Origin of the sequence: Anatilimnocola floriformis (assembly GCF_024256385.1) — a bacterium.
Classification (GTDB): Bacteria; Planctomycetota; Planctomycetia; order Pirellulales; family Pirellulaceae; genus Anatilimnocola; species Anatilimnocola floriformis.
In genome coordinates this window covers 5,333,154-5,359,704 of sequence record NZ_JAMLFW010000001.1, presented here as the reverse complement: position 1 = coordinate 5,359,704, position 26,551 = coordinate 5,333,154, and the positions used below count along the sequence as shown (strand labels likewise).

The 26,551-nt window shown below is 58.7% G+C and carries 27 protein-coding genes and 1 riboswitch; of the genes, 15 read left to right on the top strand and 12 right to left on the bottom strand.

Features of this window, described 5'->3' with window-relative positions; all coding sequences use genetic code 11:
* Nucleotides 1–180: 180 nt before the first annotated feature.
* A complete protein-coding gene (locus tag M9Q49_RS21110) occupies nucleotides 181–1,695 on the top strand; it encodes a sigma-54-dependent transcriptional regulator (RefSeq protein WP_254510816.1) in 1,515 nt (504 codons plus the stop codon).
* Nucleotides 1,692–3,854 (top strand): ATP-binding protein, encoded by a 2,163-nt coding sequence (locus M9Q49_RS21105; RefSeq protein ID WP_254510815.1) that lies wholly within the window; start codon nucleotides 1,692–1,694, stop codon nucleotides 3,852–3,854. Before M9Q49_RS21110 ends, M9Q49_RS21105 begins: the two co-directional genes overlap by 4 nt.
* Here M9Q49_RS21105 and M9Q49_RS21100 read toward each other — a convergent pair.
* The 5 genes from M9Q49_RS21100 to M9Q49_RS21080 form a co-directional block, all read right to left on the bottom strand.
* Complete coding sequence (locus M9Q49_RS21100; protein WP_254510814.1) at nucleotides 3,838–4,830, bottom strand: isoaspartyl peptidase/L-asparaginase family protein; 993 nt, start codon at nucleotides 4,828–4,830, stop codon at nucleotides 3,838–3,840. The two genes, M9Q49_RS21105 and M9Q49_RS21100, sit on opposite strands and share 17 nt — an antisense overlap.
* Nucleotides 4,831–4,954: 124 nt before the next feature.
* Entirely contained in the window at nucleotides 4,955–8,554 is a 3,600-nt protein-coding gene (gene secD, locus M9Q49_RS21095; RefSeq protein WP_254510813.1) for a protein translocase subunit SecD, read from the bottom strand.
* 110 nt (nucleotides 8,555–8,664) lie between these two features.
* The gene (gene yajC, locus M9Q49_RS21090) at nucleotides 8,665–9,225 is read right to left on the bottom strand and encodes a preprotein translocase subunit YajC (protein ID WP_254510812.1); all 561 of its coding nucleotides are present in this window, start codon (nucleotides 9,223–9,225) and stop codon (nucleotides 8,665–8,667) included.
* Nucleotides 9,226–9,505: 280 nt separating this feature from the next.
* Nucleotides 9,506–9,703: a carbon storage regulator gene (locus tag M9Q49_RS21085; RefSeq protein WP_254510811.1), complete on the bottom strand. Its 198-nt coding sequence runs from the start codon at nucleotides 9,701–9,703 to the stop codon at nucleotides 9,506–9,508.
* 154 nt (nucleotides 9,704–9,857) lie between these two features.
* Nucleotides 9,858–10,154: a hypothetical protein gene (locus tag M9Q49_RS21080; RefSeq protein WP_390844519.1), complete on the bottom strand. Its 297-nt coding sequence runs from the start codon at nucleotides 10,152–10,154 to the stop codon at nucleotides 9,858–9,860.
* Nucleotides 10,155–10,436: 282 nt separating this feature from the next.
* On the opposite strand from M9Q49_RS21080, the gene M9Q49_RS35800 reads away from it, so the two are divergent.
* Both M9Q49_RS35800 and M9Q49_RS21070 read left to right on the top strand, forming a co-directional pair.
* Nucleotides 10,437–10,772, top strand: coding sequence for a phosphopantetheine-binding protein (locus M9Q49_RS35800; RefSeq protein WP_315861187.1), 336 nt, complete (start codon nucleotides 10,437–10,439; stop codon nucleotides 10,770–10,772).
* On the top strand, nucleotides 10,769–11,095 hold the full coding sequence (locus tag M9Q49_RS21070) for a hypothetical protein (RefSeq protein ID WP_254510809.1): 327 nt from the start codon (nucleotides 10,769–10,771) through the stop codon (nucleotides 11,093–11,095). The genes M9Q49_RS35800 and M9Q49_RS21070 overlap by 4 nt, the downstream gene beginning before the upstream one ends.
* 15 nt (nucleotides 11,096–11,110) lie before the next feature.
* Here M9Q49_RS21070 and M9Q49_RS21065 read toward each other — a convergent pair whose 3' ends face one another.
* The 3 genes from M9Q49_RS21065 to M9Q49_RS21055 form a co-directional block, all read right to left on the bottom strand.
* Nucleotides 11,111–11,551, bottom strand: a complete 441-nt coding sequence (locus M9Q49_RS21065) for a hypothetical protein (RefSeq protein ID WP_254510808.1) — start codon at nucleotides 11,549–11,551, stop codon at nucleotides 11,111–11,113.
* A gap of 209 nt (nucleotides 11,552–11,760) precedes the next feature.
* Complete coding sequence (locus M9Q49_RS21060; RefSeq protein ID WP_254510807.1) at nucleotides 11,761–12,555, bottom strand: hypothetical protein; 795 nt, start codon at nucleotides 12,553–12,555, stop codon at nucleotides 11,761–11,763.
* A gap of 78 nt (nucleotides 12,556–12,633) precedes the next feature.
* Entirely contained in the window at nucleotides 12,634–13,272 is a 639-nt protein-coding gene (locus M9Q49_RS21055) for an RNA polymerase sigma factor (protein ID WP_254510806.1), read from the bottom strand.
* 338 nt (nucleotides 13,273–13,610) lie between these two features.
* On the opposite strand from M9Q49_RS21055, the gene M9Q49_RS21050 reads away from it, so the two are divergent.
* The 5 genes from M9Q49_RS21050 (at nucleotide 13,611) to M9Q49_RS21030 (ending at nucleotide 16,527) form a co-directional block, all read left to right on the top strand.
* Nucleotides 13,611–13,880: a hypothetical protein gene (locus tag M9Q49_RS21050; RefSeq protein ID WP_254510805.1), complete on the top strand. Its 270-nt coding sequence runs from the start codon at nucleotides 13,611–13,613 to the stop codon at nucleotides 13,878–13,880.
* Between the two features lie 211 nt (nucleotides 13,881–14,091).
* Entirely contained in the window at nucleotides 14,092–15,018 is a 927-nt protein-coding gene (locus M9Q49_RS21045; RefSeq protein ID WP_254510804.1) for a DUF1559 domain-containing protein, read from the top strand.
* 133 nt (nucleotides 15,019–15,151) lie between these two features.
* Nucleotides 15,152–15,562 carry a carboxypeptidase-like regulatory domain-containing protein gene (locus tag M9Q49_RS21040; RefSeq protein WP_254510803.1) on the top strand — a complete coding sequence of 137 codons (411 nt, stop codon included), beginning with the start codon at nucleotides 15,152–15,154 and terminating at the stop codon, nucleotides 15,560–15,562.
* 50 nt (nucleotides 15,563–15,612) lie between these two features.
* Nucleotides 15,613–15,673: riboswitch (guanidine-III (ykkC-III) riboswitch) on the top strand.
* Between the two features lie 18 nt (nucleotides 15,674–15,691).
* A complete protein-coding gene (sugE, locus tag M9Q49_RS21035; protein WP_254510802.1) occupies nucleotides 15,692–16,009 on the top strand; it encodes a quaternary ammonium compound efflux SMR transporter SugE in 318 nt (105 codons plus the stop codon).
* 83 nt (nucleotides 16,010–16,092) lie between these two features.
* Nucleotides 16,093–16,527: a hypothetical protein gene (locus tag M9Q49_RS21030; protein ID WP_254510801.1), complete on the top strand. Its 435-nt coding sequence runs from the start codon at nucleotides 16,093–16,095 to the stop codon at nucleotides 16,525–16,527.
* A gap of 154 nt (nucleotides 16,528–16,681) precedes the next feature.
* Here the strand turns inward: M9Q49_RS21030 and M9Q49_RS21025 are convergent, their stop codons facing one another.
* Entirely contained in the window at nucleotides 16,682–17,113 is a 432-nt protein-coding gene (locus M9Q49_RS21025; RefSeq protein WP_254510800.1) for a hypothetical protein, read from the bottom strand.
* Between the two features lie 505 nt (nucleotides 17,114–17,618).
* Between M9Q49_RS21025 and M9Q49_RS21020 the strand changes: the two genes are divergently transcribed.
* Both M9Q49_RS21020 and M9Q49_RS21015 read left to right on the top strand, forming a co-directional pair.
* Nucleotides 17,619–18,785 carry a serine hydrolase domain-containing protein gene (locus M9Q49_RS21020; RefSeq protein WP_254510799.1) on the top strand — a complete coding sequence of 389 codons (1,167 nt, stop codon included), beginning with the start codon at nucleotides 17,619–17,621 and terminating at the stop codon, nucleotides 18,783–18,785.
* Between the two features lie 110 nt (nucleotides 18,786–18,895).
* Nucleotides 18,896–20,113 (top strand): hypothetical protein, encoded by a 1,218-nt coding sequence (locus M9Q49_RS21015; RefSeq protein WP_254510798.1) that lies wholly within the window; start codon nucleotides 18,896–18,898, stop codon nucleotides 20,111–20,113.
* On the opposite strand, the gene M9Q49_RS21010 is transcribed toward M9Q49_RS21015, so the two are convergent.
* The 3 genes from M9Q49_RS21010 to M9Q49_RS21000 form a co-directional block, all read right to left on the bottom strand.
* Entirely contained in the window at nucleotides 20,114–20,350 is a 237-nt protein-coding gene (locus tag M9Q49_RS21010; RefSeq protein ID WP_254510797.1) for a hypothetical protein, read from the bottom strand. It lies immediately after the preceding gene.
* 21 nt (nucleotides 20,351–20,371) lie between these two features.
* Complete coding sequence (locus tag M9Q49_RS21005; RefSeq protein ID WP_254510796.1) at nucleotides 20,372–21,451, bottom strand: hypothetical protein; 1,080 nt, start codon at nucleotides 21,449–21,451, stop codon at nucleotides 20,372–20,374.
* Nucleotides 21,452–21,556: 105 nt separating this feature from the next.
* Nucleotides 21,557–22,015, bottom strand: coding sequence for an RrF2 family transcriptional regulator (locus M9Q49_RS21000; RefSeq protein ID WP_254510795.1), 459 nt, complete (start codon nucleotides 22,013–22,015; stop codon nucleotides 21,557–21,559).
* Nucleotides 22,016–22,144: 129 nt separating this feature from the next.
* On the opposite strand from M9Q49_RS21000, the gene M9Q49_RS20995 reads away from it, so the two are divergent.
* The 4 genes from M9Q49_RS20995 (at nucleotide 22,145) to M9Q49_RS20980 (ending at nucleotide 26,548) form a co-directional block, all read left to right on the top strand.
* Nucleotides 22,145–22,729 (top strand): protoglobin family protein, encoded by a 585-nt coding sequence (locus M9Q49_RS20995; protein WP_254510794.1) that lies wholly within the window; start codon nucleotides 22,145–22,147, stop codon nucleotides 22,727–22,729.
* Between the two features lie 45 nt (nucleotides 22,730–22,774).
* Entirely contained in the window at nucleotides 22,775–23,413 is a 639-nt protein-coding gene (locus M9Q49_RS20990; protein ID WP_254510793.1) for a hypothetical protein, read from the top strand.
* Between the two features lie 132 nt (nucleotides 23,414–23,545).
* Nucleotides 23,546–24,640: a DUF1559 domain-containing protein gene (locus M9Q49_RS20985; RefSeq protein WP_254510792.1), complete on the top strand. Its 1,095-nt coding sequence runs from the start codon at nucleotides 23,546–23,548 to the stop codon at nucleotides 24,638–24,640.
* Between the two features lie 111 nt (nucleotides 24,641–24,751).
* Nucleotides 24,752–26,548, top strand: a complete 1,797-nt coding sequence (locus tag M9Q49_RS20980; RefSeq protein WP_254510791.1) for a PepSY-associated TM helix domain-containing protein — start codon at nucleotides 24,752–24,754, stop codon at nucleotides 26,546–26,548.
* Nucleotides 26,549–26,551: the final 3 nt, after the last annotated feature.

The following is a 26,551-nucleotide window of genomic DNA, read 5'->3' as shown; positions in this document are numbered from 1 at the left end:
GAGAGGGGCTGACCATCCTCTGCGCTGTATTGCCCAGTAATTGCGCACCACTCCCCCGCCGCCAGTGTTCATTTTCAAACTTTTGCCCCGTTTTGCGGTGCTGCGTGTGTTACCAAGCAAGCGGCATACCGATTGCTAAACTGCTGGTGGTCTCAATTTCTAGATTTGCGAATCCAACCCATGCAACCAGCGAGCGGCAAACGTCTTCCCCGCATCCTGGTCGTCGACGACGACCCGCTGGTGATTCGTTTGACGCAAAGCCTCTTCGATGGCGAACGATTCACGCACTTGTCGGCGCGCTCGGGTGAACAAGCCCTCGCGCAACTCGCTCAGCGTCCTAGCGTGTTGATTCTCGACAATGTGTTGCCCGATCTCGATGGCCTCGCCGTGCTCGCGGAGGCCCGCAAGTTGGATCCGCATTTGCCGGTGATCTTCATCACCGCGCGAGGCACCAGTCAGACTGCCATCGAAGCCATGAAGCGCGGCGCGTTCGATTATTTGCACAAGCCGCTCGATCTCGCCGTGCTCGAGCACCAGGTTCAGCTCGCGCTCGAAGCCCGCCGCCTGATGCATGAGCCTGTCGTCATCGCCGCGGAAATGACCGCTCGGGAGAACACACTCGAAGCCCTCGTCGGCCACGGTCCGCTGATGTCGGAAGTTTTCAAAGCCATCGGCCGTGCGTCCGCGCGCGATGTGCCCGTGTTGCTGCAAGGCGAAACTGGCACCGGCAAGGCGCTGGCCGCCCGCGCCATCTATCAAAACAGCGCACGCAGCGATAAGGCGTTTCGTGTTGTCAAATGCAACGACTTCGAACCGTTGCAGCTCGATCAAGAACTCTTCGGCCTCGATACGCCCGGCAGCGGCGAATACGTCGGCCGTCTTGAACAATGCAACGATGGCACACTGCTGCTGGAAGAAATTTCCGAACTATCGCCGCTGGTCCAAAGCAAGCTCTTTCGTTTGCTCACCACGGGCACGTTCGAGCGCGGCAACTTCGGCCGGCAGATTGCGACCAATGTGCGACTCCTCTGCACCACCTCGCAGGACTTGGAGCCGCTCGTTGCCGCACGTCAGTTTCGGGCGGACTTGTATTACGCACTCCGCTCGCTCTCAATCACGCTACCGCCGCTGCGACAACGGCGCGAAGATTTGCCGGCGCTGGTTGATCACTTTGTGCAGCGGTTCATGCACTTCAGCACGCAGCACAACCAGCAGCAAGTGCGTGTTTCGCCCGAAGCCATCGAACTTCTCGTCGAGCACGATTGGCCCGGCAATCTCGATGAACTGCAGAGCGTGCTGCATCAGGCGTTGATCGAAAACACCGGCACAGTTCTCGCCAGTGGCTCGTTGCTGAAGTCGCTCCGCCGCGATGGATCCAGCACCACGACGCCCGCCGCGGGGAAACTTTCTGCTGAATACTGGCAGCAGTTTGTCGATTCACGACTCGAGCGCGAATCGACCCAGGTTTACAGCGAAGCCATCGCCGAGATGGAACGGCACGTAGTCGCCCGCGTGCTCGAGAGCACGGCTGGCAATCAAGCTCGCGCTGCGCGGATCCTCGGCATTACTCGTGGCAATTTGCGGAAGAAGCTCCGTTCGCTGGGAATTCTCCCTGCGGCGAGCGATGATGCAACAAGTGACGAGCAGGCGGCCGACGAAGAACGCCCGCACGACATCGAAGAACTCGCCTCGTGAACGCTGGGCCCGTGTTGATGAGCCCTTCACCTTCTGACTTGCGACTCGATCGCCGTACAGCGCGACTCACCTGGCTTTATGTCGCAGCTCTCACCGCCGTCGCGGCGCTATCGATCACGGGGCAATTGCTCGTGCAGCGGGCACTGCAGCAACAACGGGGCGATTCGACGATCGTCAACATATCCGGCCGCCAACGGATGCTCAGCCAAAAGTTGACCAAGGCCGCGCTGGCTTGGACACACGCTGCTGACCAGGCCGAACAAAGCAATCGCGCTACTGAGATTCGCAGCACGCTTGAACTCTGGCAGCGCTCGCACCTTGGCCTGCAGCCAGCCAGCGCTGAAGTCGCCAAACTGCAGCCGATCATTGATGAGATGGCTGCTGCTGCGGAAAAGTTAGTCGCCACGAAAGATCCTGCCGTACAGCAAGCACAACTGCAAACGCTGCTCGCCCGAGAGCCCGTTTATCTGGGAGCAATGGATGCGGCGGTGTTTCAGCTCGATCGCGAGGCCCAGGCTCGCGTCGCCCGGTTGCAGCGCATCGAGTGGTTGCTGCTGACGCTCACCCTCGTCGTTCTCATTGGCGAGGGCTTTCTCGTCTTCCGCCCCGCCGTGCAAAGCATTCATCAAGCTGCCCACGAACTGCGAATTGCCAAGGAAGCGGCGGAGTCGGCCAACGAACAGAAGACGCGGTTCCTGGCCACGCTCAGCCATGAGTTGCGGAATCCGCTGCATGCGATTCTCGGCAACGCCGAGCTTGCACTCGAATCGCCGCTGGATCCTGCACAGCGGATGCAGGTCGACACCATGCAAGAGTCGGCCCGCGCGCTGCTCGGCCTCGTCAACGACTTGCTCGATCTGGCCTGCATCCAGGCCGGCAAATTGCGGGTGCAACCGACAGCTTGCGATTTGCGAGCCCTCGCCGAGCGCTCGATCGCGATGGTTCAGCCGCTGGCAGCGCGCAAGCAATTGCGAGTGGAGTATACGAAGCCTGCTGCAGAACTCTTCGCGGCGGGCGATCCGCTGCGGGTGCAACAAGTGCTGCTGAATCTGCTCGGCAACGCGGTGAAATTCACCGAGCGCGGCAGCATCTCGCTCAGCATTGCTCAGCAGGAAGAATCGCTGCGAGTCGAGGTGCGAGACGCGGGGCCGGGAATTCTGCTCGAGATGCAGCACAAAATCTTCGCCGCGTTCACGCAGGTCGATGACGGTTCGCGGCGGGAGTTTTCCGGCGTCGGCTTGGGCTTGGCCATTTCCGCCGGCCTCGTCGAACTGATGAACGGCCGCATCGGAGTCGAGAGTAGCCCTGGCGCGGGAAGTTGCTTTTGGTTCGAACTGCCGACTGCTGATGTGCAAGGCACACAGAATTTGCCGGCAGCAACCGAGGTCGAGCAACCGCTTGCCAGCTGCCGCGTGTTGCTCGCCGACGACGATATTGTCAATCAGCGCCTGCTGGTCGATTTTCTGCAGAAGCTGGGGCACACGGCGGTCGTGGCGGCCGATGGCATGCAAGCCGTGGACCTCTTTCAGGAACAGTCATTCGACCTGGTCCTGCTCGACTGGCACATGCCGGGGCTCGATGGCCTGGATGTCGCCCGACGGATTCGCTCGTGGGAGACAACGCAGCAGCAGACGCGCACGCCGATCGTGGCAATCTCTGCCGCGGCAGGCATCGCCGCAGAAAAACTGCAAGCCGCTGGCGTGGATCGCATCCTCATCAAGCCCGTGAGCATCGATCAGCTCCGCCAGCAGTTATCCGTTCAATCGCGATCCGAGACCGCTAGCCGTGATGACTCGCGCTGGAGTGCAACACTCGCTCGGTTGCAAGGAAACTGGGAATTGTTTCGCGATGTAGCAACGATCTTCCTTGAGCAATTGCCGGAGAGTCTGCAGCAGCTCCAGCAATTCGCCACGCAGCAACAATTCAGCCAACTCGCTCGCGCGTCGCATTTGCTAAAGGGGCAAGCCGCGAATTTCGATGCCAGCGAATTGGTCGACGCAGCACAAGAATTGGAAGCTGCCGCGGAAGGAGTCTCGGCTGCCCGCGTGGCGGAATGTTGGCCACGAGTTCAAGCGGCGGCAGCGGAACTCAGCGCGAGCCTACGAGAAACCCTCGCGCTGCTGCCGGCAGAAACTTCGGCGACTACCGGCCGAGCTTGATTTCGCGTTTGCCGGTCGAGTCAGCGGCTGCGCGGGCCATGCCGTCGGTGGTAAAGTCCATCACGATCTCGCCGGTCTTGCTGACCGCGATCAAGCCGCCATCGTCAGGCTTCAAGATCTTGCGGAGCACATGATCAACGGCGGCGGGCAACGTCTCGCCCTTATAGCCAACGCGGACTGCAACTTCGTGGGCGATGCTGTGGCGGATAAACTCCTCACCGGTGCCAGTGCAGGAGATGGCCACGGTGCTGTTATCGGCGTAGTTGCCGGCACCGATGATGGGCGAATCGCCGATGCGGCCCCAGCGCTTGTTTGTGATGCCACCGGTGCTCGTGCCGGCTGCGAGGTTCCCATTCACATCGAGCGCGACACAGCCGACAGTTCCCATCTTCTTTGTCGTATCGGCTTGCTTTGCTTTTTCGCGAGCCTTGGCTTCTTCCCATTTCTTCCGCTGGAAATCGGTCGAGAAGTAACTGTTCTCGACGCGTGGCACCTGCATCTCATCGGCAAAGGCCTCGGCCCCATCGCCGATCAGCAGGACGTGCCGCGTTTTGGTCATCACAAGGCGAGCAAGCGTAATCGGGTTGCGAACGGTGCGAACTACCGCGACCGCGCCACAGGCTTTGTTGCTGCCATCCATGATCGAGGCATCGAGTTCGTGCTTACCGACATGGTTGAAGCACGCGCCGCGACCGGCGTTGTAGAGCGGATCGTTTTCGAGAGCGCGGATCACTTGCTCGACGGCGTCGAGGCTGCTCCCCTTCTTCTGCAAGATCTCGAGACCCACATCGAGTGCTTTGCCGAGCGAGGCTTCCATGGCCTTCCGTTCGTCAGCGGTCATCTTTTCGGGCTCGGTTCCCGCGCCACCGTGCAGAGCGATTGCGAAGCGCCCTTCCGCTGCTGTTGCACTACTCACAAGCGATCCTCCCATGATCGTGGCAGCGGTTCCGGCGAGAAAGGTGCGGCGGTCGTGCATGGCAGTAGCCTTGTAGGCCGGAACTAGCTGTACTCAGCGAGGTTCCGGCGGGATTGGCAATTGCACGTTCTTTCGCAGTCCATGCCGGAACAGCGCGGAGTACCGCTCGGTCCGGCCTACGTCGTTAAGCCGCGCCGCGGGTTTCGCTCGGCGGCAGCTTCTTCTTCTGACCTTCTTCTTGATCGAGACCGATCAGGTACACCAGCAGCGGCGCGGCGATGAACACCGTGCTGTACGACCCGCTGATCACGCCGACCACGAGCGAGAACGCAAACGCGTGAATGCCCGAGCCGCCGAAGAAGTACAGGATGATCACCACGACCAGCGTCAGACCGCCCGTGAGGAAGGTCCGGCTGAGCGTTTGATTGACCGCGTCGTTCACCATCTGGCCGGTCAACACCGGGCTCTTGCCGCGGAGTTCGCGAACGCGGTCGAAGATCACGATCGTGTCGTTGACCGAATAACCGATGAGGGTCAAAAACGCCGCCACTACCGGAAGGCTGATTTTGAACTCTTCGACCTGCATAAAGCCCAGCACCGGCGCCAGCCAGTAGCTGATCGCGATCGCACCCAGCATCACGAGCGCGTCGTGGGCGAGAGCAACTGCAGCCGCGATGCCCCAGCTGATCTTGTGGAAGCGAATCCACATGTAAAGGATCATCACAAAGAGGCTGCCGATGATCGCGAACAACGCGCGATATTGCGTGTCACCGGCGACCTGGCCACCGATCTTGCTCGATGTCTGCCAAACCGGTTCCTTCTCGAGGTCTTGTTCCAATTGCACCATCGTCTTCGACGCATCGTCCTTGGCGAGCGGCAAGGAGATTTGCCATTCGGTGTAGGCCGAGTTGTCGACGCCGTTCCAACCGCGGGCAGACAACTCGGCTGATACCTTGCGGCCAATCGTCTTCTCCGCGGCAGCGCTGATGCGTTCGAGCAACGCGTTCGCGTTGATCTTGCTTTCGAGGTTGATCTGCACTTGCGAGCGAGCAGTGGCGCCCTTTGCCGGTTGCGCGGGAACAACAGGAGGCACCGGCGGAATCTGACCGGCAGGATCAACAGCCGGGACAACCGGTTCGACCTTAGTCGGCTCCGGCTTGGCGGGCTCTGGCTTCGCCGGTTCAGTGGCAGCCGGCTCCGGCTTGGGATCTTCTGGTTTCTTGTCGTCAGACTTAGCTTCTTCTTTCTTGGGTTCGTCCTTCTTTTCCTCAGCCGGTTGGCAATCGGACGAATCTTCTCCTTCCGACTTCTTCGGTTCGTCGGCCTTCGGCGTTTCGGCCTTGGGAGTTTCCGTTTTCGGAGTTTCGGCCTTTGGTTCTTCCTTCTTGGGTTCCGTTGGAGTTTCCGCCTTCGGCTCTTCTTTGGGAGTTTCGGTCTTAGGCGTTTCAGTCTTGGGAGTCTCTACCTTCGGCGGATCATTCTTCGGTGCTTCCAGTTTGGGAGAATCCGGAGCGTCAGGCGGCGTGGTTGGGCCGACAGGAGGAAGGGCTGGCGGGGTGACGGGAGTCTCCGCAGCGACTTCCTTGATTTCGCCAGCCGTCAACGCATACGTTTGAATGCCTTCGCGGCCGTCCTTACGGAAGGCATCGCGGACGACCTTTTGCAGATCGGCGACTTCCGTGAGTGAACTGTCGACCTTCCAGAACTTCAGTTCCTTGCCCTTTTCACCATCGGCTGTCGAACCCGAGAAGGTCTGATAAACGTTGTGTTCAACGCTATCGCCGGTGTCGGCAAGTTTACCGTCCTTACCAACCTTTACTTTGTCAAAGGCCTTCTCCAGGATTTCACGAACCTCGGGATCGGTCGGATCGGGATATTCCTTGGGATCGAGCACGAACTGCACGCTCGTACCGCCGTTCAAGTCGACATCGAGAATGCCGGCGCCACGGGCAACGACGCCCACGAGGCCAATCACGATGATGATTGCCGAGGCAATCGACGTCGGAATAAAGAGCTTCATCCAGTCGATGTTGGGATGCGTGAACCACTTCACCATGCCCATCGTGGTCCAGCGATAAGCCTTCTCGCCCACTTCGAGCAGGACGCGGGAGGCGAACACGCCGGTGAACATGCTGGTGATCACACCCAACATAACCGTCATGCCGAAGCCGCGGACCTGATCGGTACCGATGACGTACAAGATGATCGAGGTGAGCAAGACCGTCACGTTCGAGTCGACGATCGTCACAAAGGCCTTATCAAAGCCGTTGCGAATGGCCATTCGGAGCGAAGCCCCGCGTTCCATTTCTTCGCGTAGTCGCTCGTAAACCAGCACGTTGGAGTCGACCGACATACCGACCGTCAGCACGAGCCCCGCCAAGCCCGGAAGCGTGAACGGCGCCCGCATGGCAAACATCAGGGCCACGGTTAGCAACAGGTTGAGCCCCAGCGCGAAGCAGGCAATCGCACCACCCGTGCGGTAATAGAACATCACAAAGCCGAACACAATCGCCAGGGCGATCATGATCGACGAGCTGCCTTTGCGAACCGTGTCGGCGCCCAGTGTGGCGCCGATGCGGTCATCGCTGATCGGCTCATGCGACAGCACGACCGGCATACTTCCCGAGCGGAGCAGTTCGACCTTTTCACGCACTTCCTTGTGGCTGAAGGCGCCCGTGATCTGACCGCGTTGATTGATTTGGCTTTGGATTGACGGAGCCGATTCGAGCACACCGTCCCAGATGATGCCGAGCTTGCGAGTCACCGCGCCAACCGGGCGATTCGAGCCGGTCATTTCGCTCATTTTCCAAACGCTATCGACCTTCATTTGAAAATCGATGCAGGGGCGACCACTTTCATCCATGCTCTCGGACGCGCTGGCCAGGTCGCTGCCGCGGATGTCGACTTCAGGATCGCAAGCCATCAGGACCTGCACCTTCTTGATTCCGCGCTTGTAAAAGAACTGCACCGGGCTCGCGCCAAACTCTTGTTGATCTTGCACCGTTCGATCGATGGGAATCAGCACGCCGGTGTCGCCGTCGCGGAGCAACGTCAAGCCGCTGAGGGCCGAGCCTTCGACAAAGTCTTGCGGCTCGGCGGTGCCGGGCTTGCGCTTCACTTCGGCCCAGAAGCCGATGATCCGTTTATCTTCCTTGGGATCATTGGGGTCTTTCACATTGCGATCCATGCGGACCCGCGTCTCATTCGACAGCAATTGTTCGCGTGCAGCGTCCCAGATGGCGCCGTCGCGTGTCGCATTGTCGGCGAGAATCAAAAAGCGGAGCACGCCGGCGTTGGTGATGTTGTTCTTCAGCTCTTCAATTTCCGCCGCATCCACTTCAGGAACGACGATTTCGATTTGCTTCGGGCCGAAGGGGCGAATGACGATTTCCTTCAAACCGTCGGGATTCAAACGCCGCTTGAGAACTTCCATCAGGTCGGACATTTTCCAGTCGTCGGCCCGGCCCTGCGGATGGTTGTCGGCCGTGAGTTTTTCGTCGACTTCGTACACGAGAATCGCCCCGCCTTGCAGGTCGACGCCCAGTTTGTATTCCCAGAAGAGAATGATGGCCAGCGAAGCCAGAAAGCTGGCCGCGATCAGGCCGAGCTTCCAGCCGTGATCTTCCATGCGGATGCTTTTGCCGTACATCACGCCGAGGATCATCGACACGATGATCAGCACTAACGGCAGCAGCAGTTCCGTCGGCAGGCCGAAGATCGGAGGCAGTTTCTCCAGAATGCGGTTTTCGGCGGCCAGCAGCGAAAGAAAGAAAGGGGAGAGCATGTCACGATATCCCAAAACACGAACGGAATGAATCAACACTTCCGGCCCATCGCCGGCAGAAGGAGCGGCCTGTCGAAACTGGGATCAGGCTCTGCTCGTGGAGGGCGTCTCTACGCCGACTCCTTTTTGGTTTCGATCTTGTTGTCCACATCTTCCACCTGGCCCACGCGGGCCACGGCGGAACGAAGAATCTTGAGCCGGGTGTTGTTCGACTCATCTACCTTGATGGTGATGTACGTCGAATTCGGCGAAATATTCACCACCGTGCCGCAAATGCCGCCGATGGTGACGATGTGATCGTTCTTCTTCAGATTGGAGAGAGTCGACTCGACTTCCTTCCGCTTCTTTTGCTCAGGCCGCAGCAACATGAAATACATGAGCAACAGCATCGCGCCGAGAGGCAGCGCATAAGTGCTGAACAGAGCGTCGGTCAAACCGCCACCACCATTATTGGCGGCTGGCGCTGGTTCTTCCGAACTGGGGTCGCCCGTGTCATCGACGGTGCGTGGCTTGGCATCTGCTTTGACAGCCGGCGTTTGCGTAGCTGGCGCTTTCGCAGCGGGTGCCTGGGCGGCAACTGGCGGCGCTTCGGCTTTGGCCGGCGCGGCGTCGTCAGAGGCCTGTGCGAGCAGCAGTGTGCTGAGGTAGAGAAAAGCTAACAATCCGCTCAAGACCCGCTCCTTAAAACAACGAGGGCGGGAACCTGGCAATGCAATGCTGCAACGCAGTGCTAGGAAGCATTCGCAGCAACAAGCCTGCGTACTCGCAGCAACAAATCCGTGCCCAGCGCCGGGCTAGATTCCCCCCGCGCCGTAATCTTAAGATGTTGCGCCGCAACCAACAAGGGCAGCCGGCGCGGGGGCTTGGTACCCGCTGCTGCCAGCAGCGGCGCCTCCAAAATGATGGCCAATTCATCACCGACGCTGGCAGCGTCGGCTCCGAACGACTGGCCTAGCTCAGCCCCAGCGCCATTTCATCCATCGACACATCCGCGGCCGGCAGGGGCTCGAGTTCTTCGCGCAGGACTACCACATTCGGGGGCGCGTCGATTCCCAGTCGAACCTTGTCGCCGGAAACCCGGACAACGGTCACGACAATCGAATCACCCAAGCGAATTCTCTCGGTCTCTTTCCGCGATAGTACGAGCATGGAACCTACCTCCGTGTATTAAATGTGTGATGAATTTCTGTGCCTTTCGCTCCGCGAAAGGCGTGGGTCAATCGAACCGAACCATCCAAGGTCTTCCCGCAGCGAGAAGACGTCTGCCTTCGCCAGTCGCGAAGGCCCATAAGTCAACGTGGCTTTAGGCCACTTCCGCCGGAGCGAACTTCGGAGCCCGCAGCAGGCTCGTTTTGTGAATTCGCTCGCCTTGCGAGTTGTAAAACAAAATCGTGTTACGATCGGTTTCCCAGATCGCCGTCAGCTTGACGCTGCGAGGACCGTGCAAGCAAAAGAACAAACCGCAAGGCCGCTTGCCGCGGACCAGGATTCGTTCGGACATCTCAAAAGCACCAAGCTCTAAGTGATTTTGCTCACACAGGGATTCTTGAACGTAACGACGCAAACCTTCCAGATCTTCGATGGGGAGGGCGCTGGCCACCATGTTGGCTCCGCAAGATGAAAGGATCAAAGGGTGAGTTGCCTGCAGTTTGCCGGGGATACCCGGTGGGGGATGACGGTCAGGCAACTTTGGCGGGGTGTTGATACGTTTAATATCGGTAAGATGAGACGGCTACGTTAAGAAACGAATCTGCGTCGAACAGGAAAGATGGTCTGATTGAGAAAGAGCTGAGATCCGGGAGCTAGGATCTAGGGGATGCAGACCGTCATTCCACACCGACGATAGAATGCAGTTTTCCCCAGTTCCCAGCCCCGCCTCACCGTGATCTCTTCTCGCACTCCAGAAGGCTCGCCGCTGCATTGCCCGATTTGCGGCGAGCGCACCGCCATCGAGCCGTCGCTGCAAGGAGATGCCTGCTGCCCGAGTTGTGGGAATCTGCTGGGCTGGTTCGGGAACAAGCTCGGACTGCCGGCGATCAGTCCTGATCTGGAATGGGCTGCCGATCTGGGCTTCGATTCGATCGAGACCGTGGAGCTAGCGATGCAGCTTGAAGAAGAATTTGAGCTGACGATTTCTGATGAAGATGCGGACCAGATCCGCACGATCGCTGACGCGATTCGTTACATCCGCCGCCATGGCAGGTTTAGAAGGCCATGAAACTCATTGGGGTCGAATTTCTGGCAAATCAGATCGCCGATGGAAACTTCACGGCGAAAGTGGTTTTCAACCACAACGGCGCCATTTTCTTTCCGGTCCATGAACAGCATCGAGACCAGAAAATGCCGGGCCTTTCCTACGCCGATGAATCGGCCGGCACCGCGCTGGCCGGCATGGTTTCGCCCGGAAAAATCGAGATCCGCAATCACCGCGACTTCAGCTCAGAGAGAGTCACAGCGATTATCAACCAGTTGCTCGCCGCGGCAGAGCTCGCGGCGCTGGGCAACTGGGAATTCACCTATCGCGGCCAAAAGTTGCGATAGGTTTTCACAGCTAAATTAGCGGCGAATCGTGGGATCAACCACCACGATCGGAGCCACGCCGTTCTGAGCGCCTTGCCAGTCGAAGGAGTTGTAGCCGTTGCCGGTCCAGCGGGGCGAGTACAAATCCATGAAGGGCTGAGCCGAAGCCATCGGCCGAGAGTTCGAAACGCCGAACCACTTCTGGGCCGCGAGTCGCTGATTGCGCTGCGCCGTCTTCAGTTCGGCTTTGCGGCGAACGGCCTGCTGCGGGTCGTCTTGCCGTTTTTGTTCGTGCAGATAGAGATACATCTGCGGCGTCATCTGCGAGGGCGACACGCCGGGAATCGACGGCGGCGTGGAAGGCGCGTCGCTGGGGCTCGGAATTGCCTGGGCGACGAACGGAATCGGATCCTGCCCGTGCGCGGCGGAAACGCAAATGAGCGTGAGCAAACAAACGCTGACGACGACCTTCTTCATGGCAGACATCCTTGCTGCGGGAGCATCTTTTGATGTACTTAACGCCCGCTATTTCCTCGCTTACGCGTCGGGCTTCCTTCTCGAATTCGGCCTGTCCTGCGCGAAAAAACCAATACAACGCGCACAGCCGTTAAAGTCGTGTCAAACTTTACGGCCTAGGAAAAGAGTGCGGCGAAAAGCCGTGATAGCAGGCTGCCGCAGCGGCGGAACTACGTGAATTTCGGCCGGCGAACAAAGGTATCGACGGGGCGTCGCCCGTTGCCACCAACGACCGCCAGCACATACACCATGCCGCCGCGCTGCCAGGCTCCAAGCGAAACGCCACCTGAGGCCGTAAGAGCACTGTAGGGGTAGCTCCCAACGTTAGGATGAGGTTGCTTCAACTTATAGACAAAGAGCAATGCCCGTTGCGACTCGTGCCGCATCTCGTAGACGACGGCGTCCTTCTTGGCAGCGTCGAGATAACGCCAGCGAACAGGCCGATAGACCAGCGCGGCGTCGAGCGGAAATTCTTTGGCCGGCGCGGCAGCTGTTGACCACTGTGCAGCAGGCCCCGACTGATCGAGCCAAGTCATCGCCGATTGGGCCAGTTGGTCATTCGAAACTGGTCGAGGCCGGTTCCACCAATCCCCAAACAGCCAGGCTCCCATTACCGCAATCAGTAAGCTCGCAGCCGCGGCGAACAGGGCGATTGCCTGGCGACGCGAAAAGCGGCGCGAGGTTGCCGTGGCTTCTGCAAGAGGTTCGGCAGGCGCGACGACCGCTGCTTCACAGCCGGTCAACATTCGTTCCAGCAACCCAGCCGGCAGGGCAACATCGTCGAGCGCGGCGCGCACACTGCGATCGAACCGCTCTGATTTTTCAGCCGCTTGTTGCAACTCAGCATTGGCCTGCAATTCGCGCGCGAGGGGGGCGAGTTCCGCGGCGAGCTCAGGTCGCTGCGGATCATGCTGATCGGCGCGGCAGGCGTCGAGCAGTTCGCGAAGTGAAGGCTTTTCAATCATGTCAGTTCTAAGGCAGGGGCTGGGGGCTAGGATCTGGCGGCTGGGGAAATGCAAAGCTTTTCTGTCTTTCCCAAGTCCCTAATTCCTAGCCCCTAGCCCCTTCTCTACTTCCAACCGTCGCCGCAAATGAGCTTTGCCGCGCGACAACCGGCTCATCACAGTGCCGATGGGAATTTCGAGTTGCTCGGCAATGTCCTTGTAAGACAGCTCTTCGAAATAAAACATCAACACGACAATCTTAAACTCATCAGGCAACTCGGCCAGCGCCAATTGCAGCGCCTCGCGGTCGAGCCACGGTTCGCTGTCATCACTTACTGGCTCGCCGCCGCGGTGATCGGTTAGGCTGTCGAGCGGGAAGCTGTCTTCCATCGTTTGCGGAATCGGTTTCCGCCGCGACTTCAAAAAACAACTTCGCAGCACGGCATACAGCCAGGCCGAAGCCCGCTCGGCTTCGCGCACCTGATGCAACTTCTGCTGAGCAACCAAAAAGGTCTGCTGCACCAAATCCTCGGCGTCGCTGGCTTGCCCCGTCAGCCGAAAGGCATAACGAAACAACGGCGCGGCAAACTCGCGGATCAGGTCCGGCAGCGCGGGCAATGGCCTTTGGTCGGCTGGATCCGCAGACGCGTCTTTCGACGAACACGCAACCGCCTCGGGCTGAGAACCCGCTCGGTTGGGTGTGGAATGCGTATTATCCGGCCGGGGCCGATCCGCCATTGACCGCCTCGCTCAGGAGGTAGAACCGTTACAAGTCGTGATTATTCCCGAAATTCGCCGCGCTGGTGACGGATCTTGGGAAAAAAGTGCCAGCACGGCCACGGATCCGCCGGCCGCGACCTAGATTCGCCGTAGCGGGGCGATTCTAGTCCCGCAAACGCCCCGTGAAATTTCCGGGAATTATTTTCGTAGGTCTGGGAATAAGGCCGGCAAATGCTGGCTCGTACTTCCAGCGGGCTGTTTTGTGGGCCTGACCCCGGTTATCCGAATTCGAAACTTCCGCGGGATCGTCCCGCGAATCGTGTATTGTTTTTGGTTTCTATCTAGGAAGAGATGACATGAAGAAGTTGTTCGCTCTGTTGTTGATCGCTGGCTGCGGCGTTTCGTTCGTTGGTTGCGGTGGTGGCGATCCGGCCCCGCCGAAGGCGAAGGAAGGCGACAAGCCGGCCGCTGTTGAACCAGCCAAGCCCGCTGACGCTCCCGCCACGCCTGCTGTTGACCCAGCCGCTCCGCCGGCCCCGGCCACCCCGGCTCCGGAAGCTCCTGCTGCCCCGGCCGCTCCGGCCGAAGGCGCTGCTCCTGCCGCCCCAGCTCCTGCTGCTCCCTAGTTAAGCAGCCGTCGCATCATTTCCTGATGCGATGGAATCGACCAAATCAATCTTCAGGGGATGCAATCGCCAGATCGCATCCCCTGAGTTGTTTCTTGAAGGTGTCGCGCTCCCGGTGGGTTTTCGTGATTTCCAGATGGATTTTCACTGGCGCGAGGAGTAGATTACGCGGGCTTTGCCTCCCCCTCTCTCTCGACGCATTGGCGCCTCCATGCCACGACAACGCTTCTCGCGCGGGTTTACTCTCGTTGAGCTTCTGGTTGTGATTGCCATCATCGGTGTATTGGTGGCGCTCCTGCTGCCCGCCGTGCAGGCCGCGCGTGAGGCAGCGCGGCGGACGCAGTGTGCGAACAATCTCAAGCAGCTCGGCCTGGCCGTTCATAATTACCACGACACGTGGAATTACTTGCCGATCAGCATTAGCTACGGCCGCGAAGGGGGCACCACGCTCGCTGCGGTCAACGGCAAGGGTTGGATCACCAGCATCCTACCGCAGATGGAGCAGATGCCCCTCTATCAAAAGTTCGAGCCGTTTTTTAACGGCGACTTTGGCTCCGGCGGTGGACTCAACCATCCTGATTGTCGCGAGTTGCTGAAGACTCGATTGAAGGCGATTCAGTGCCCCACGGATCCCAACGCCACGAAGTACGTCACCGGCCAGCCGCAGTTTTCGGGCATCGAAATTACCGGCACCAATTACAAAGGGGTGCTGGGCGATCACAAGCTGAACAACACCAGCATTCACCCGAGCCCCAATCCCGATTGCCACAACACCAAAGGTTGCAACGGCTTGTTCTATCGCAACGACTATCTCGAGCCGATGGGTCTGAAGAGCATCACCGACGGCACGGCCAACACGCTGATGATTGGCGAGGACCTCCCCACGCAAAACGTCCATTCCGGCGCCTTCAATGCCAACGGCGACTGGGCCGTATGCCACGCCCCGCCGAACTATTTTCCCAAGCCGCCGACTCCCACCGATTGGCCAAACGTCATATCCTTTCGCAGCTTGCATCCGGGCGGTTTGCAGTTCACGCTCGGCGATGCGTCGGTGCGGTTCATTCAACAGAACATCAACTATGATTTGTGGCGCGCGCTCTCCACACGCGCGGGTGGCGAAGCTGTGCAAGTGCCGTAGCAAGTTGTTCGTCTTCGTCGTTTTTTGGATTGTGTCATCAGCCGCCAGGCGCTAGCCTCCGGCTTCACCCGGCCACCAACAACCAAGCCGTGGGCTAGCGCCTTGCGGCTGATTTCATCGAAGCCCAACCCTGATGAAACTCGGACAACTCCTCGCCGTCTGTTTCGTGCTCGCGCTCCTCACTGGCTGCGGCGAATTGCCGGCAACAGTTTCGGGCAAGATCATGCTCGACGGCGCCCCTCTGCCGAATGCGCACATCAGCTTTCGTCCTACCTCAGCCAGCGGCGGTACGGTCGCTTATGGCAAGAGCGATGCGAGCGGAAACTACCGGCTCAACTCCGGCACGGCGATCGGTTTGACGGTCGGCACCTACCAGGTTGCGATCAGCGCCACAGAAGTGCCCGCCGTTGGCGAAGGAGGCGCCGATCCGGTTCCCAAGTTGCTCACTCCTGCGAAATATGGCGAGCACACCAAGAGCGGCTTTGCGGCCGAAGTGAAGGCTGGCTCGAATAAGTTTGATTTTGAGTTGAGCTCGAAGCCATAGTGATTGCGGCCAGCCGACATTGACCGCGGCCGCTTGCCTGCTACAGTTGAAACGTGGCCTGTTGGCCCCCGACGAGACGCGCCGTACCGGGATATGCAAAGACGACGCCCTTACTAAGGGAGCGTCGTAATGGCGTGGATTATCTTGATTGTCGCGGGACTTCTCGAAACCGGCTGGGCCATCGGCCTGAAGTACACCGAGGGCTTCACCAAACTCTGGCCCAGCGTAGCCACCATCGCGGGCATCGTCGTCAGCATGTACTTGCTGTCGGTCGCGGCCCGCACCCTTCCCATCGGCACCGCCTACGCCGTGTGGGTCGGCATCGGCGCCGCCGGCACGGTCATCCTCGGCATCATCCTCCTGGGCGAACCCATAAATGCTGCCCGGATGTTCTTTCTCGCGCTGTTGCTAGTGGCGATCGTGGGGCTGAAGTTCACGAGTCATTGAGTGCGTGAAAAAGCTCCGCTAGAGTTCGTGGCGGCGGGCAGCGACTAGTTGTCACCTTTCTGCTCCATCGTTCGGGAGTAATCATGGCTAGCGTGTCTCACCCCAAAATCGACCACGTGTTCGCGCTGGCATTCCTCTACGGGACTGCAAGTTTTGCGCATCACGTTCACAACACGATCTACTTGGCCGACTATCCGAACATGCCTCGCTGGCTCACTCCGCTGGGAGTTATGGTCGCGTGGGCGTTTGTCGCAAGCTTTGGAGTAATCGGCGGAATCCTCGTCCGCAATCGTTTGCCGACGTTGGGTTACCTGTCGCTGGCTCTGTTTGCAAGTCTGGGTTTTTGCGGCTTGGATCACTACGCCATCGCGGATATTTCCCGGCACACGTTCGCGATGAACGCCACCATTCTGATAGAAGTGGCGACTGGCTGCACGCTTTTGATCGCAGTTCTTTGCCGCCTGCCAAGCGTGATGCGTGCCGAAGATTTGGCCGATGCAGCAAGCCAACCGAACTAAGCTGCTGTATTTGGGAAGTAGCCCTTGGAGCAAATCGACCGAAAGGTGAGGCCTGCTGCGTGGGAGTCAGGCATCGATTGATTGCGCGTGCCTTTCTTTTTAGGTCCGTCTAGTGTCCGGCGAAAATCAGACAAGTTAGCTCGCGGAGCGCGCTTCACTTGGCGACGCGCTCCAACACCCGCAGTGTCAGTCCCTTGTCTTTCAGGGCGTCAAAATCAGTTGGACGCTCGCCTTCTTCACGCCAAATGACTCGCAGTCTGTTCCCTTCAATTTCGTACTTCGCCTTGATATCGAACTTCGCAAATGGCTCTGCTGTAATGTCAAACTCGCCGGGTCGAAATGTGCATTTGATTGGTGCGTAAGCACGCGCGCCACCGTAAGACAGCGATATGCCGCCCCTTTCAAACTTGATGTGCTCCTTCCCCTTCTCTGGGGCTTGTCTCTTTCCCTTGAAGACCATCTGCACAACTTCCCATTCCCCAAATAGCTCTTCGCCTTCAAATTTTTCCTGGGCCAAGCCAAGTGAAGGCAGAAGCAGACCCAGGGTCAGGGTTAACGTCGCGTAGGCGGTTCGCTGCTTGTCCATCTAGGCATTTTAGGCTTGAGCCGAATCCGGCCGCTAGAATTAATTGGGCAGCGGGTGGACTGGTTGGCAAACGGGACTGGCAGATTTGTCACTTGACGGAAGTGGACATCTGTATAAAATCGCTGCGGCCTTCCGTGATTGCTCGTGCTGGTGTGGTTTCTCGCATCGTGCCGCCGATGGCCGCTGCGCAGAGTCACAGGAGGCTCGTGGTGTTGCATTCGTTAGCACTTGGTTGTGAATACGTCAGCAGGTTGTTGTAAAACGGGGGAAAGTTGTTGTAAAAGGTTGTGAGAAAAACACGGTTGTTTTTTGCAACATTAGGGTCGAGAAAGGGTTAGGAGATTTCGCAAGCTGTAACAACTGTTGTGGAACTCGTGGCCTTGTGACCCCTGGTGTAGGTGGTGGCGAGATGACAAGTGCGTGTGGATGTTGCATGTCGCAGTTTGACTTCCCATGATGGTGGCCAAAGTGTCTGCCTGGAAAATCCTCTCTGTGAGAAAATTCGATGTCTCGCAACTGGTTGCCGATTGTCGCCGTTTGGTGTTGTTCGCTGGGATCTTTTGTTGCCCCAGTTTCGCTGCACGCCGAGGCGCCGGCGAAGGTGGCTGGGCTGCTCACGCCGTTTGTCGAGAAACATGAATTGGCCGGCGCAGTCGCACTGGTGGTCGATCGCGAAAAGGTGCTCGCGGTCGAGTCGGTCGGGTTTGCGGACATTGGTGAGAAGAAGCCGATCACTGCCGATTCGATGTTTTGGATCGCCTCGCAGACCAAGCCCATCACTGCGACCGGAGTGCTGATGCTGGTTGATGAGGGGAAGATCAAGCTCGACGATCCGGTCGAGAAATACCTGCCCGAGTTTCGCGGCCAGATGGTGGTTGCTGAGAAGGATGGCGAGCACGTGCTGCTAAAGAAGCCGTCGCGGCCGGTGACGATTCGCGATGTGCTCAGTCACATGAGCGGCTTGCCGTTTAAGTCGGCCGCGGAAGAGCCGACCCTCGATGGTCTGCTGCTGGCCACGGCGGTGCGAACCTACGCGATGACGCCGCTGCAAACCGAGCCGGGGACGAAGTATCAGTATTCCAACGCGGGCATCAACACCGCGGCGCGGATCATCGAAGTGGTGACGAAGCAGAAGTACGAAGACTTCATGCAGGAACGGCTCTTCACGCCGCTGGGCATGAAGGACACGACGTTTTGGCCCAACGAAGAACAAGCAGCCCGGGTCGCGAAGTCGTATCGTCCCAACAAAGAGAAGACCGATCTTGAGGCGTTCCCCGTCGGGCAGTTGATCTATCCGCTAACGGACCGGGCTCATCGCTATCCGATGCCGGCTGGCGGTTTGTTTTCCACGGCGAACGACGTCGGCATCTATTGCCAGATGTTGCTCAACAACGGCGAACTGAACGGCAAACGCTATCTGAGTGAAGATGCCATTCGCGAGCACTCGACCCGGCAAACACCAACTACGGTGAAAGACAGCTACGGCTTGGGCTTCTCGGTCGGCGGCGATTTCTTCGGCCACGGCGGCGCTCATGCGACCAACATGGAGATCCGCCCGAAGCAAGGCATTGCCGTGGTGTGGATGGTGCAGCACGCCGGCTTCGTCGGCGACGGCGGCAAAGCCCAGGGCGTGTTTAAGAATTGGGCGGTGGAGAAGTTTGGGAAGAGGTAGTGCCTAGGCATGAGCAATTGGAATTTGGTTGTTTTTTCCATGCAAAGTAGAACCAAAGCTAAGCTTCGATGTCCTTGAATTAGTCCAGCACTACGTCGTGGAGCCAATGAATGACCCAAGAGCTGAATCCTTCCGAGGAATTAGTGTACTGGACTTGCCAGCAGTCATTCCTTTCGCTGTGGAGCTACGCTGCCCCGAGAGGAAAGGGTGGTAAGGAGCTGTGCGACATACTAATTGTTTGCGACCCGGACATCATCATCATCAGTGTTAAGGACATCAAGCTGCAGGATGGTGAGCAAGTTGCGCACGAGCGTTGGTCAAAACGCGCGATCGACGATTCGGTGAAGCAGCTTTATGGTGCAGAACGTTGGCTCAACAGCGCAGAGAGTGTAGTTCGAATAGACGGCTCAAACGGCCTCGCGATACCGAAATCAAGCTCCCGGCGCGTGCATCGGATTGCAATCGCATTTGGAGCAGAAGGTAAAGTGGGTTTTTCGGTCGGTGATTTCGGCAAAGGTTATGTTCACGTCTTCGACGAACTCGCTTTTCGGATCCTGCTCTCGGAGTTGGATACAATCAGCGATTTCGTGGAATATTTGGTCGAAAAAGAAAGCCTAACTAAGCGAGCTTCGGTAATCTTCGAGGGCGAAGAGAACCTGCTTGCCTTGTACCTGCACCAAGGACGTTCCTTTCCGAAGGGGGCTGACTTTTTGATGGTGCCAAACGACCTTTGGGATGCACTCATTAAAAGGCCGGAGTTTAAGCGTAGAGATGCAGCAAACAAAGACAGCTATGCATGGGACGAACTTATAGAGTTGGTTTCACGAGACATTCTGGTAGGTGGCCTTGAGGTTGGCCCGGGGATGCGAGAGTGTGAATTAGCCATGAGGGCAATGGCTCGTGAGGATCGATTCTGCCGCCGCTGTTTAGGAAACGCATTCCTAAGCTTCGTTGATGATGTGAAATCCCGGAAGATTCGAGCTCGGTTCGCACAGTCGCCGAGCGGGATGTCTTACGTGTTTCTAAATATGCCGTTAGGTGAAAAGAAAACCTTGGAGGAACTTGAACTTCGATGCTTCGTGGCAAGAAGCCTTGCTAAACAGACTTCCGCGGTGGTCGGTATCGGAATTACGAACCTAGAGGATGGTAGTCGCAAACTTACGATCCTGCATTTCGATCAGCCCGAGTGGACCGCAGAAGATGCTGCCAAGGCTCTCGCCATTCAAGACGAGCTGAACTACTTCAGACCTTCGCGGCTACGTACCGTTCCAAGCGACGAGTACCCAAAGGCCAAACGCAAGAAAAAGGGGAAATCTCCGCATCGATAACTAATTCGCAACTCCGCCTCCCAAATGAAACGCCGCGTCGCGGCCGATGCGAATGACAAAATTCTGTCGATCGGGCCAGGCTTGCTTTGCGGCGAGGGCTGCGTCGATGAATTGATCGCCCAGATAGTAGGATCGTGAGATCGGCTCGATGGCAACAAAGCGGTTACGATGACTGGCTTCCAGTTCGGAACGCCAATTGGTTTCGTAGACTTGTTTGGCTTGCTCAGCGAAGGTCATGCGATTCTCCTTCCTGTCACCCTACTCAACCGGCTCAGCTCGTTCAATTGCCAGTAACGGATCGGTTGCTTTGAGGTTTCCCTTTCGCACCAACAGGTTGGTGCGAGTCTCGGTCGTGCCGTCGTTGAATTGCAGGGGTGTTTGCTTCGACTCGAGTGTGCCGGTTAATTGCGCTTCCTGATCGATCGCCAAGCCGGCCTGGTTAATGAGTTGGCGCAGTCCTTCGACGGTGATGACCACGCCGCGGTAGCGAAAGAAGGCTTCGCCTTTGATCTCGATAATCGTGCCGCGGAGCGACACCTGTCTGCCGGCCTGGTCGACGAGATCGACGAGGTGGGCGTTGTTGTTCTTGCCGCCGTTTTCGAGGCGGTAGGTCGCCGACTTGCCGATGTTGCGGATCACGCCGCGGGCTTCGACGGTTTTTCCCTCGGTGTTCTTCGGCCAAGGCGTGCCGTTGTCGATGAGCACCTTCCACTTGTTGCTGGCGATATAAGCCGAGCCACCTTCGGTAACCGCTTGTCCCTGCACAAGCATTTCTCGTCCGAGAAAATCCACCGGCGAGAAGGGCTGCAGCGTGATTTCTCTAGCGTGGATGACTTTGAACTCGTGCACGAAGCGATACGCAGTGGTGCGCGTGACGGGGCCGCCAATCTGTACTGCTTCGGCCGACATGCCGATGAAGCCCCCCGTTTCGAAACCCTCGAGCTCGTAGATGGTGCCGGGTTGCACCGGCAATTCATCGCGGCCGTAGTAATCGCTGAGCTTGAACTGAATGAACTCCTGCGTGGCCGTGCCGTTGATGCGGAAGACGCGCACGCTCAAGCCATCTTCCGGGCCCTTGCCAGGTGTTTGAACGATGAGGCCTTTCAGCCGAGCAACTTCGCCCAGCGGCAACTTCAATTTGCCGAGCAAGCGGAACTGCTTGCCGAGTTGCTGGATGGGCACATCGACGGCGGGCGGCTCGGGCGGGGCGGTTTTATCGATCGGCTTGGCCGTGAAGCCCGCGGGCTGGATGCGGTTGGGCTCGACGGGTTGCTGGGCCGCAATTTGCGCAACGGCGAACCCCAGGGAAACGACGGCTGTCCATCCATTACGAAACATCGTGCGACTCCTTGCACGCTAGCATTGATCACTCACCGCATCCGGCAACATATCACCATGAGCAGCGCCCCGAGAAGTTCAGTTTTGTCCGTCCCGCGGTCGGAACTACGCTTTCGCCTTTTTGGTTTTCATTTTTTCATTCGGAAATGGACACAGCGGAATACTCTTCGTCGGCTCGGCGAGGATCTCGGCCAACGTCGACTGGCCAAAGGCTTCTTCCATGGTGGCGAGAGCGTTATCAACGCGGCGGTGCAACGGGCACAGATGCACGCCATGGGCGGTCAGTCCCAGCGGACAAGTGTGGATCCGCTGAATCGGCTCGACGGCATTCACTACTTCCAAAATCGTCAGTTCCTCCGGCTTCTTTACCAGCGACATGCCGCCGCCCAGTCCTCGCGTCGAAAGGACCACGCCACCCTTGGCCAGGCTCTGCAGCACTTTCGACAAGTACGCCCGCGGCACGAGCGTCGCTGTGGCAATCTGCTCGGTGGTGCGGGCCTCGGGAGCAACGCTCGCCAAGTGGACAACCGCCCGCAGCGCGTATTCAACGGTTTGAGAAAGCACGGAAAATTCCTCGGCAAACCCACAAACTAGACATTGACATCCAATTATAGGCCGATAGATTACATTAAGTGGACAGCGATGTCCAATTATGGCAGGTGTCAGGCAAACGTCTTGTGAGGAGTATGGGCGATGAAACACATTGACGAAACCCGCTTGGAAACCGATCTGGCTTATCGCGTCGGCTATGTCACGGAATTTATGGGCTTTGGCGCCGACGACATTGCCGCGCTGCATGGCTCGGCGGCGGTTCTCGGACCGATCGTGCCGCAGCTCGTCGACGCAGTTTACGAAAAGCTCTTCAGCTACGACGCCACCAAGCGCCACTTCGTACCGCGGCAATCGGGCTACAGCGGGCCGTTGCCCGAGGGGGTCGAAACACTGACGGCGGATCACGAGATGATTCAGTTTCGTAAGCAGCATCTCGGCCGTTACCTGGCCGCACTCGTCACGCGTCCGTACGACGCCAAGATGCTGAGCTACCTCGACATGGTCGGCCGCATGCACACACCGCTCGCCGGCTCGAAGGATCTCGACGTGCCGCTGGTGCAGATGAACGCTCTGATGGGTTTTGTTGCGGATGCCGTGATCGCGACCGTTTGCAGCTTGGGCCTCGACCGGGCGACGGAAGTTCGCACGCTCCGCGCATTTAATAAGGTGCTGTGGGTGCAGAACGATTTGATCACGCGACACTACGCTGCCGCGGTCGCGGTTTGAGGCGAATGATTGTGTCAGCCGTGGCGGCGAGGTAAATTAGCCGCCATGGGTATCTTGCGAATCATCAGCGGTTGGTCGGCGGGAATGCAGTTCACGCTGCGCGCTACGACCTCGCTCCTGATGATCCTGTCGCTCGGCCTCGCCCAGTTCGGCTATCCCGTTTGGAAAGTCGTCGCCAAGAACAGCGATCGCCCGTTTCCTTGCCAGTTCAGCAACTGCGGCTGTCAAACAGCCGATCAATGTCGCACGAGTTGTTGTTGCCATAGCAAGCGCGAACGAGTCGCTTGGGCCGTGAAGCGAAACATCGATCCCGATCAAGTCGCCGTGCTCACGGCTGAAGAGAAAACCGAATTCACCTTCGCGGCAAAACTGGAGCAACCAGCCAAGACTTGCTGCCAGACGAAGAAGCCCAGCTGCTGCAGTGCGAAGAAAGAAGTCAGTTGCTGTACGTCAGCCGTTGCGAAGAGTGAAGTGAAGAGCGACGAAGTTCAACTTCAATGGGTCCTGGCCATCGCTGCTCAAAAATGCCGTGGCACGGGGGTCGAGTGGATCCAAGCGGGCATGGTTGCTCCGCCGCCGTTGCCGGTGGAATTCGCGATGGAAGTTCTGACCACTGTCTCTATCAGCGAAGTCCTGCCGATCTATTTTTCTCCCGCTCAAGAGCCGTTGCTCCGGCCGGTGTAGGCAGCTGCGCGTGAGTGCGTAGTTGTACCTGCTTTTTATTTCCGAGGTCCATTTCGATTGCGCCTGCGCGCTTCGCTGTCCCGGCGACTTTGCGCTCCAGCCAATCGGCCTCGTCACACCGACGGAGTTTTTATGTTTCACCCGCATCAGCGGCAGCGTGCCTTCACGCTTGTCGAGTTGCTGGTGGTGATTGCGATTATCGGCATCCTCGTGGCGCTGTTGCTTCCTGCCGTGCAAGCGGCCCGCGAAGCAGCCCGCCGAGCGCAGTGCACCAACCAGATCAAACAATGGGCCCTCGCGGCTCATAATTATCACGATACGTTCAACGCCTTCGCGATGACGAATGCGCAGAACTATCAGCCCAACGTGCAAGGCTTTTCGCCGCAGGCTCGCATCCTGCCGTTCATCGAGCAGTCGAACTTGCAGGCCCAGTTCGATTTTTCACAGCCGGCGTTTACCGGGCCGTTTAATGCGCTCGTGCCGAACCCGCTGTTTGCGGCGGCGTTTGCCACGCAGATTAAAGTGGCCCTCTGCCCGAGCGATCCCGCGCCGATCATGAATACCGGCGCCGGCGGTTCGCAGTACTCCGGCATCAACTACATGGTGAGCATGGGAAGCGGCAGCGGAGCCAAATACGATCTGCGCTGGCGGACCGATGGCTTTGTGTTTGAAAACTCCGGCGTGCGGTTCAGCGACATCACCGATGGTTCGTCGAACACGGTGCTGATGAGCGAAACGGTCCGCAGCGTCGGTCCCGATTTCACACTACCGGCAGGCCAACTGCCGAAGGCGCCCTATCAAGCCACGCTCAATGGCTCGACGGGTGTAAACTCGGCGTTGCAAGCGACGCAAGGGCTCGCCGGCACGGGGAGCGGTTGGACGAATGGCTCGAGTGGTGTGATTGAAAACCCGAACCTGGCGAGCATCTGGCCGCAGATGACCAACTGGCGCGGCGCTGCGAGCGCTGCTCTGCGCGGCCGTGGCACATCGTGGGCACACTCAGGCGCGATGAGCACGCTCACCAACGGCTACACGCCGCCAAATAGTCCGATCCCGGATGTGGTGACTCACTTCACGGGCTTCTTCGCGCCGCGGAGCTATCACGCCGGCGGCGCGGTTGCCGCCATGGGCGACGGCAGCGTTCGCCTCCTTCCCAATGGCATCGACACCCTCGTTCACCGTGCCTTGCACAGTGGCGATGGTGGCGAGGCTTCTCAACTTCAGTAGTCAAGATTTGTAAGCAGCGCAGCTGCGCCTCCCTACTCCCTCTCCTCGGTACTCCGGGGAGAGGGCTGGAGTGAGGGGCCGCGCCGCGATCGCCCCCAATATTTCAACCAAATGACTCCCAACATCGTCCCCACTCCCACCAAACCCAAAACCTGGCCCGATTACCGCGCCGTTTGGCGCTGGCATTTTTACGCAAGCCTGTTTTGCATTCCGTTCGTCATCATCCTCTCGATCACCGGCGGCATTTATCTCTTCAAGCCGCAGATCGAAGCCTGGAACGAACGTGCCTACGACGATCTGCAAATCACTGGCGAGGCGAAACCCGCGGCCGAACAAATCCAAGCCGCGCTCGCTGCTGTGCCCAATAGCACGCTGCGCGAATACGAATTGCCGCAGTCGCCGAAGAGTGCCGCGCGGGTAATTGTTCGCGACAAACAAGGAGCCGCGATTCGCTGCTATGTGCATCCGAGCACGCTCGAGGTCTTGCGCACCTTTCCCGACAACGACCGCTTCAGCCGAACCATCTTTCGGATCCACGGCGAACTGCTGATGGGGGACCGCGGTTCGATGATTGTCGAGCTCGCCGCATCGTGGACGATCATCATGATCCTCACAGGCTTGTATTTGTGGTGGCCGCGCAACGCCGGTTTCGCCGGCATGCTTTATCCGCGACTCACCAGCGGCAAGAAGATTTTCTGGCGCGATATCCACGCCGTGACCGGCATCTGGCTGTCGGGCTTCACGCTGTTTCTGCTCATCAGCGGTTTGCCCTGGGCGAAGTCGTGGGGAAATTATTTGAAAGCGGCGAGGCGATTGACGAACACCGCCGTCGCGCAACAAGACTGGAGCAACTCGAGCGACACGACCGCGAAAAAGAAATCTGCCGGCGGCGACTCTGGTGGACATGGCGATCATGGCGGCGGCGGAGGAGGGCGGAATCGCGGGCCCGGAAAGCAACTCACTGCCGATCAACTATCGGCCGTTGATCGCATCATTCCGGTCGTGCAACCGCTGGGGCTCGCGCATCCGATCACCATTGCGCCGCCGAGTGGTGAATCGAAAAACTGGGCCGTGAAATCGATGACGGCCAATCGGCCGTGGCGGGAGAATATCGCCATCAATCCTGACACAGGAACGGTGGTCAGCCGCGATGGCTTTCGGCAAAAGCATTGGATCGACAGAGCCGTGGCGATCGGCATTGCTGCGCACGAAGGCGCGCTATTCGGTTGGCCGAATCAATTGCTCGGCTTGCTGACGGTGCTCGGTCTGCTGCTGATTTGTTTCAGCGGCGTGGTCCTGTGGTGGCGACGACGCGACCAAGGCGTGCTCGGTGCACCACCAGCGATTCTTAGTCCGCGCGTCTCGTTCAGTCTGTTGGCGATCGTCGTTGCGCTCGGCATTTACCTGCCGCTGTTCGGCACGTCGCTGATTGTCGTGCTGCTGTTCGAATGGTTGCTTCTACGGCGGATTCCGCCGGTTCGCAAATGGCTCGGTTTGCCAGCGCCGCGCATCGCCATCGGCAGCGCGGCTGCGGCGTTCCTGGCGGTTTGTTTGCTGGGTTGCGGCGGACCAAAGCCGGTGACGGGCGGCACGGCGGGAGTGTTGCGGTCAGGTGAGCAAACGCTCGCGGAAATGCAGGTCACGATTTACGACATGCAATCGGGCGCGCCGCAGGCAATTGGGTTTGCAGTGACGGGTGGCGACGGTTCGTTTCAACTCGTGACGAATGAAGCTCGGGCCGCGTTGCAGTTGCCGGCGGGGGCTTATCGCTGGACGTTGGAATCAGCGGGTTCGCCGATTCGTGTGCCGCCTACGCTGACGAAGCCGGAGACGACGACGCTGCAATTGATGTGGGGAGCGAGCGGCACGCCGCTGCTGCTTGAAGTACCGTATCGGCTCACGCCGTAACGA

Excerpts from the sequence above, each read along its gene's own strand:
- M9Q49_RS21110 (WP_254510816.1), top strand. The coding sequence starts at position 181 with ATGCAACCAGCGAGCGGCAAACGTCTTCCCCGCATCCTGGTCGTCGAC.
- M9Q49_RS21100 (WP_254510814.1), bottom strand. The coding sequence starts at position 4,830 with ATGCACGACCGCCGCACCTTTCTCGCCGGAACCGCTGCCACGATCATG.
- secD (WP_254510813.1), bottom strand. The coding sequence starts at position 8,554 with ATGCTCTCCCCTTTCTTTCTTTCGCTGCTGGCCGCCGAAAACCGCATT.
- M9Q49_RS21085 (WP_254510811.1), bottom strand. The coding sequence starts at position 9,703 with ATGCTCGTACTATCGCGGAAAGAGACCGAGAGAATTCGCTTGGGTGAT.
- M9Q49_RS21070 (WP_254510809.1), top strand. The coding sequence starts at position 10,769 with ATGAAACTCATTGGGGTCGAATTTCTGGCAAATCAGATCGCCGATGGA.
- M9Q49_RS21065 (WP_254510808.1), bottom strand. The coding sequence starts at position 11,551 with ATGAAGAAGGTCGTCGTCAGCGTTTGTTTGCTCACGCTCATTTGCGTT.
- M9Q49_RS21060 (WP_254510807.1), bottom strand. The coding sequence starts at position 12,555 with ATGATTGAAAAGCCTTCACTTCGCGAACTGCTCGACGCCTGCCGCGCC.
- M9Q49_RS21055 (WP_254510806.1), bottom strand. The coding sequence starts at position 13,272 with ATGGCGGATCGGCCCCGGCCGGATAATACGCATTCCACACCCAACCGA.
- M9Q49_RS21050 (WP_254510805.1), top strand. The coding sequence starts at position 13,611 with ATGAAGAAGTTGTTCGCTCTGTTGTTGATCGCTGGCTGCGGCGTTTCG.
- M9Q49_RS21045 (WP_254510804.1), top strand. The coding sequence starts at position 14,092 with ATGCCACGACAACGCTTCTCGCGCGGGTTTACTCTCGTTGAGCTTCTG.
- M9Q49_RS21040 (WP_254510803.1), top strand. The coding sequence starts at position 15,152 with ATGAAACTCGGACAACTCCTCGCCGTCTGTTTCGTGCTCGCGCTCCTC.
- sugE (WP_254510802.1), top strand. The coding sequence starts at position 15,692 with ATGGCGTGGATTATCTTGATTGTCGCGGGACTTCTCGAAACCGGCTGG.
- M9Q49_RS21030 (WP_254510801.1), top strand. The coding sequence starts at position 16,093 with ATGGCTAGCGTGTCTCACCCCAAAATCGACCACGTGTTCGCGCTGGCA.
- M9Q49_RS21025 (WP_254510800.1), bottom strand. The coding sequence starts at position 17,113 with ATGGACAAGCAGCGAACCGCCTACGCGACGTTAACCCTGACCCTGGGT.
- M9Q49_RS21020 (WP_254510799.1), top strand. The coding sequence starts at position 17,619 with ATGTCTCGCAACTGGTTGCCGATTGTCGCCGTTTGGTGTTGTTCGCTG.
- M9Q49_RS21015 (WP_254510798.1), top strand. The coding sequence starts at position 18,896 with ATGACCCAAGAGCTGAATCCTTCCGAGGAATTAGTGTACTGGACTTGC.
- M9Q49_RS21010 (WP_254510797.1), bottom strand. The coding sequence starts at position 20,350 with ATGACCTTCGCTGAGCAAGCCAAACAAGTCTACGAAACCAATTGGCGT.
- M9Q49_RS21005 (WP_254510796.1), bottom strand. The coding sequence starts at position 21,451 with ATGTTTCGTAATGGATGGACAGCCGTCGTTTCCCTGGGGTTCGCCGTT.
- M9Q49_RS20995 (WP_254510794.1), top strand. The coding sequence starts at position 22,145 with ATGAAACACATTGACGAAACCCGCTTGGAAACCGATCTGGCTTATCGC.
- M9Q49_RS20990 (WP_254510793.1), top strand. The coding sequence starts at position 22,775 with ATGGGTATCTTGCGAATCATCAGCGGTTGGTCGGCGGGAATGCAGTTC.
- M9Q49_RS20985 (WP_254510792.1), top strand. The coding sequence starts at position 23,546 with ATGTTTCACCCGCATCAGCGGCAGCGTGCCTTCACGCTTGTCGAGTTG.
- M9Q49_RS20980 (WP_254510791.1), top strand. The coding sequence starts at position 24,752 with ATGACTCCCAACATCGTCCCCACTCCCACCAAACCCAAAACCTGGCCC.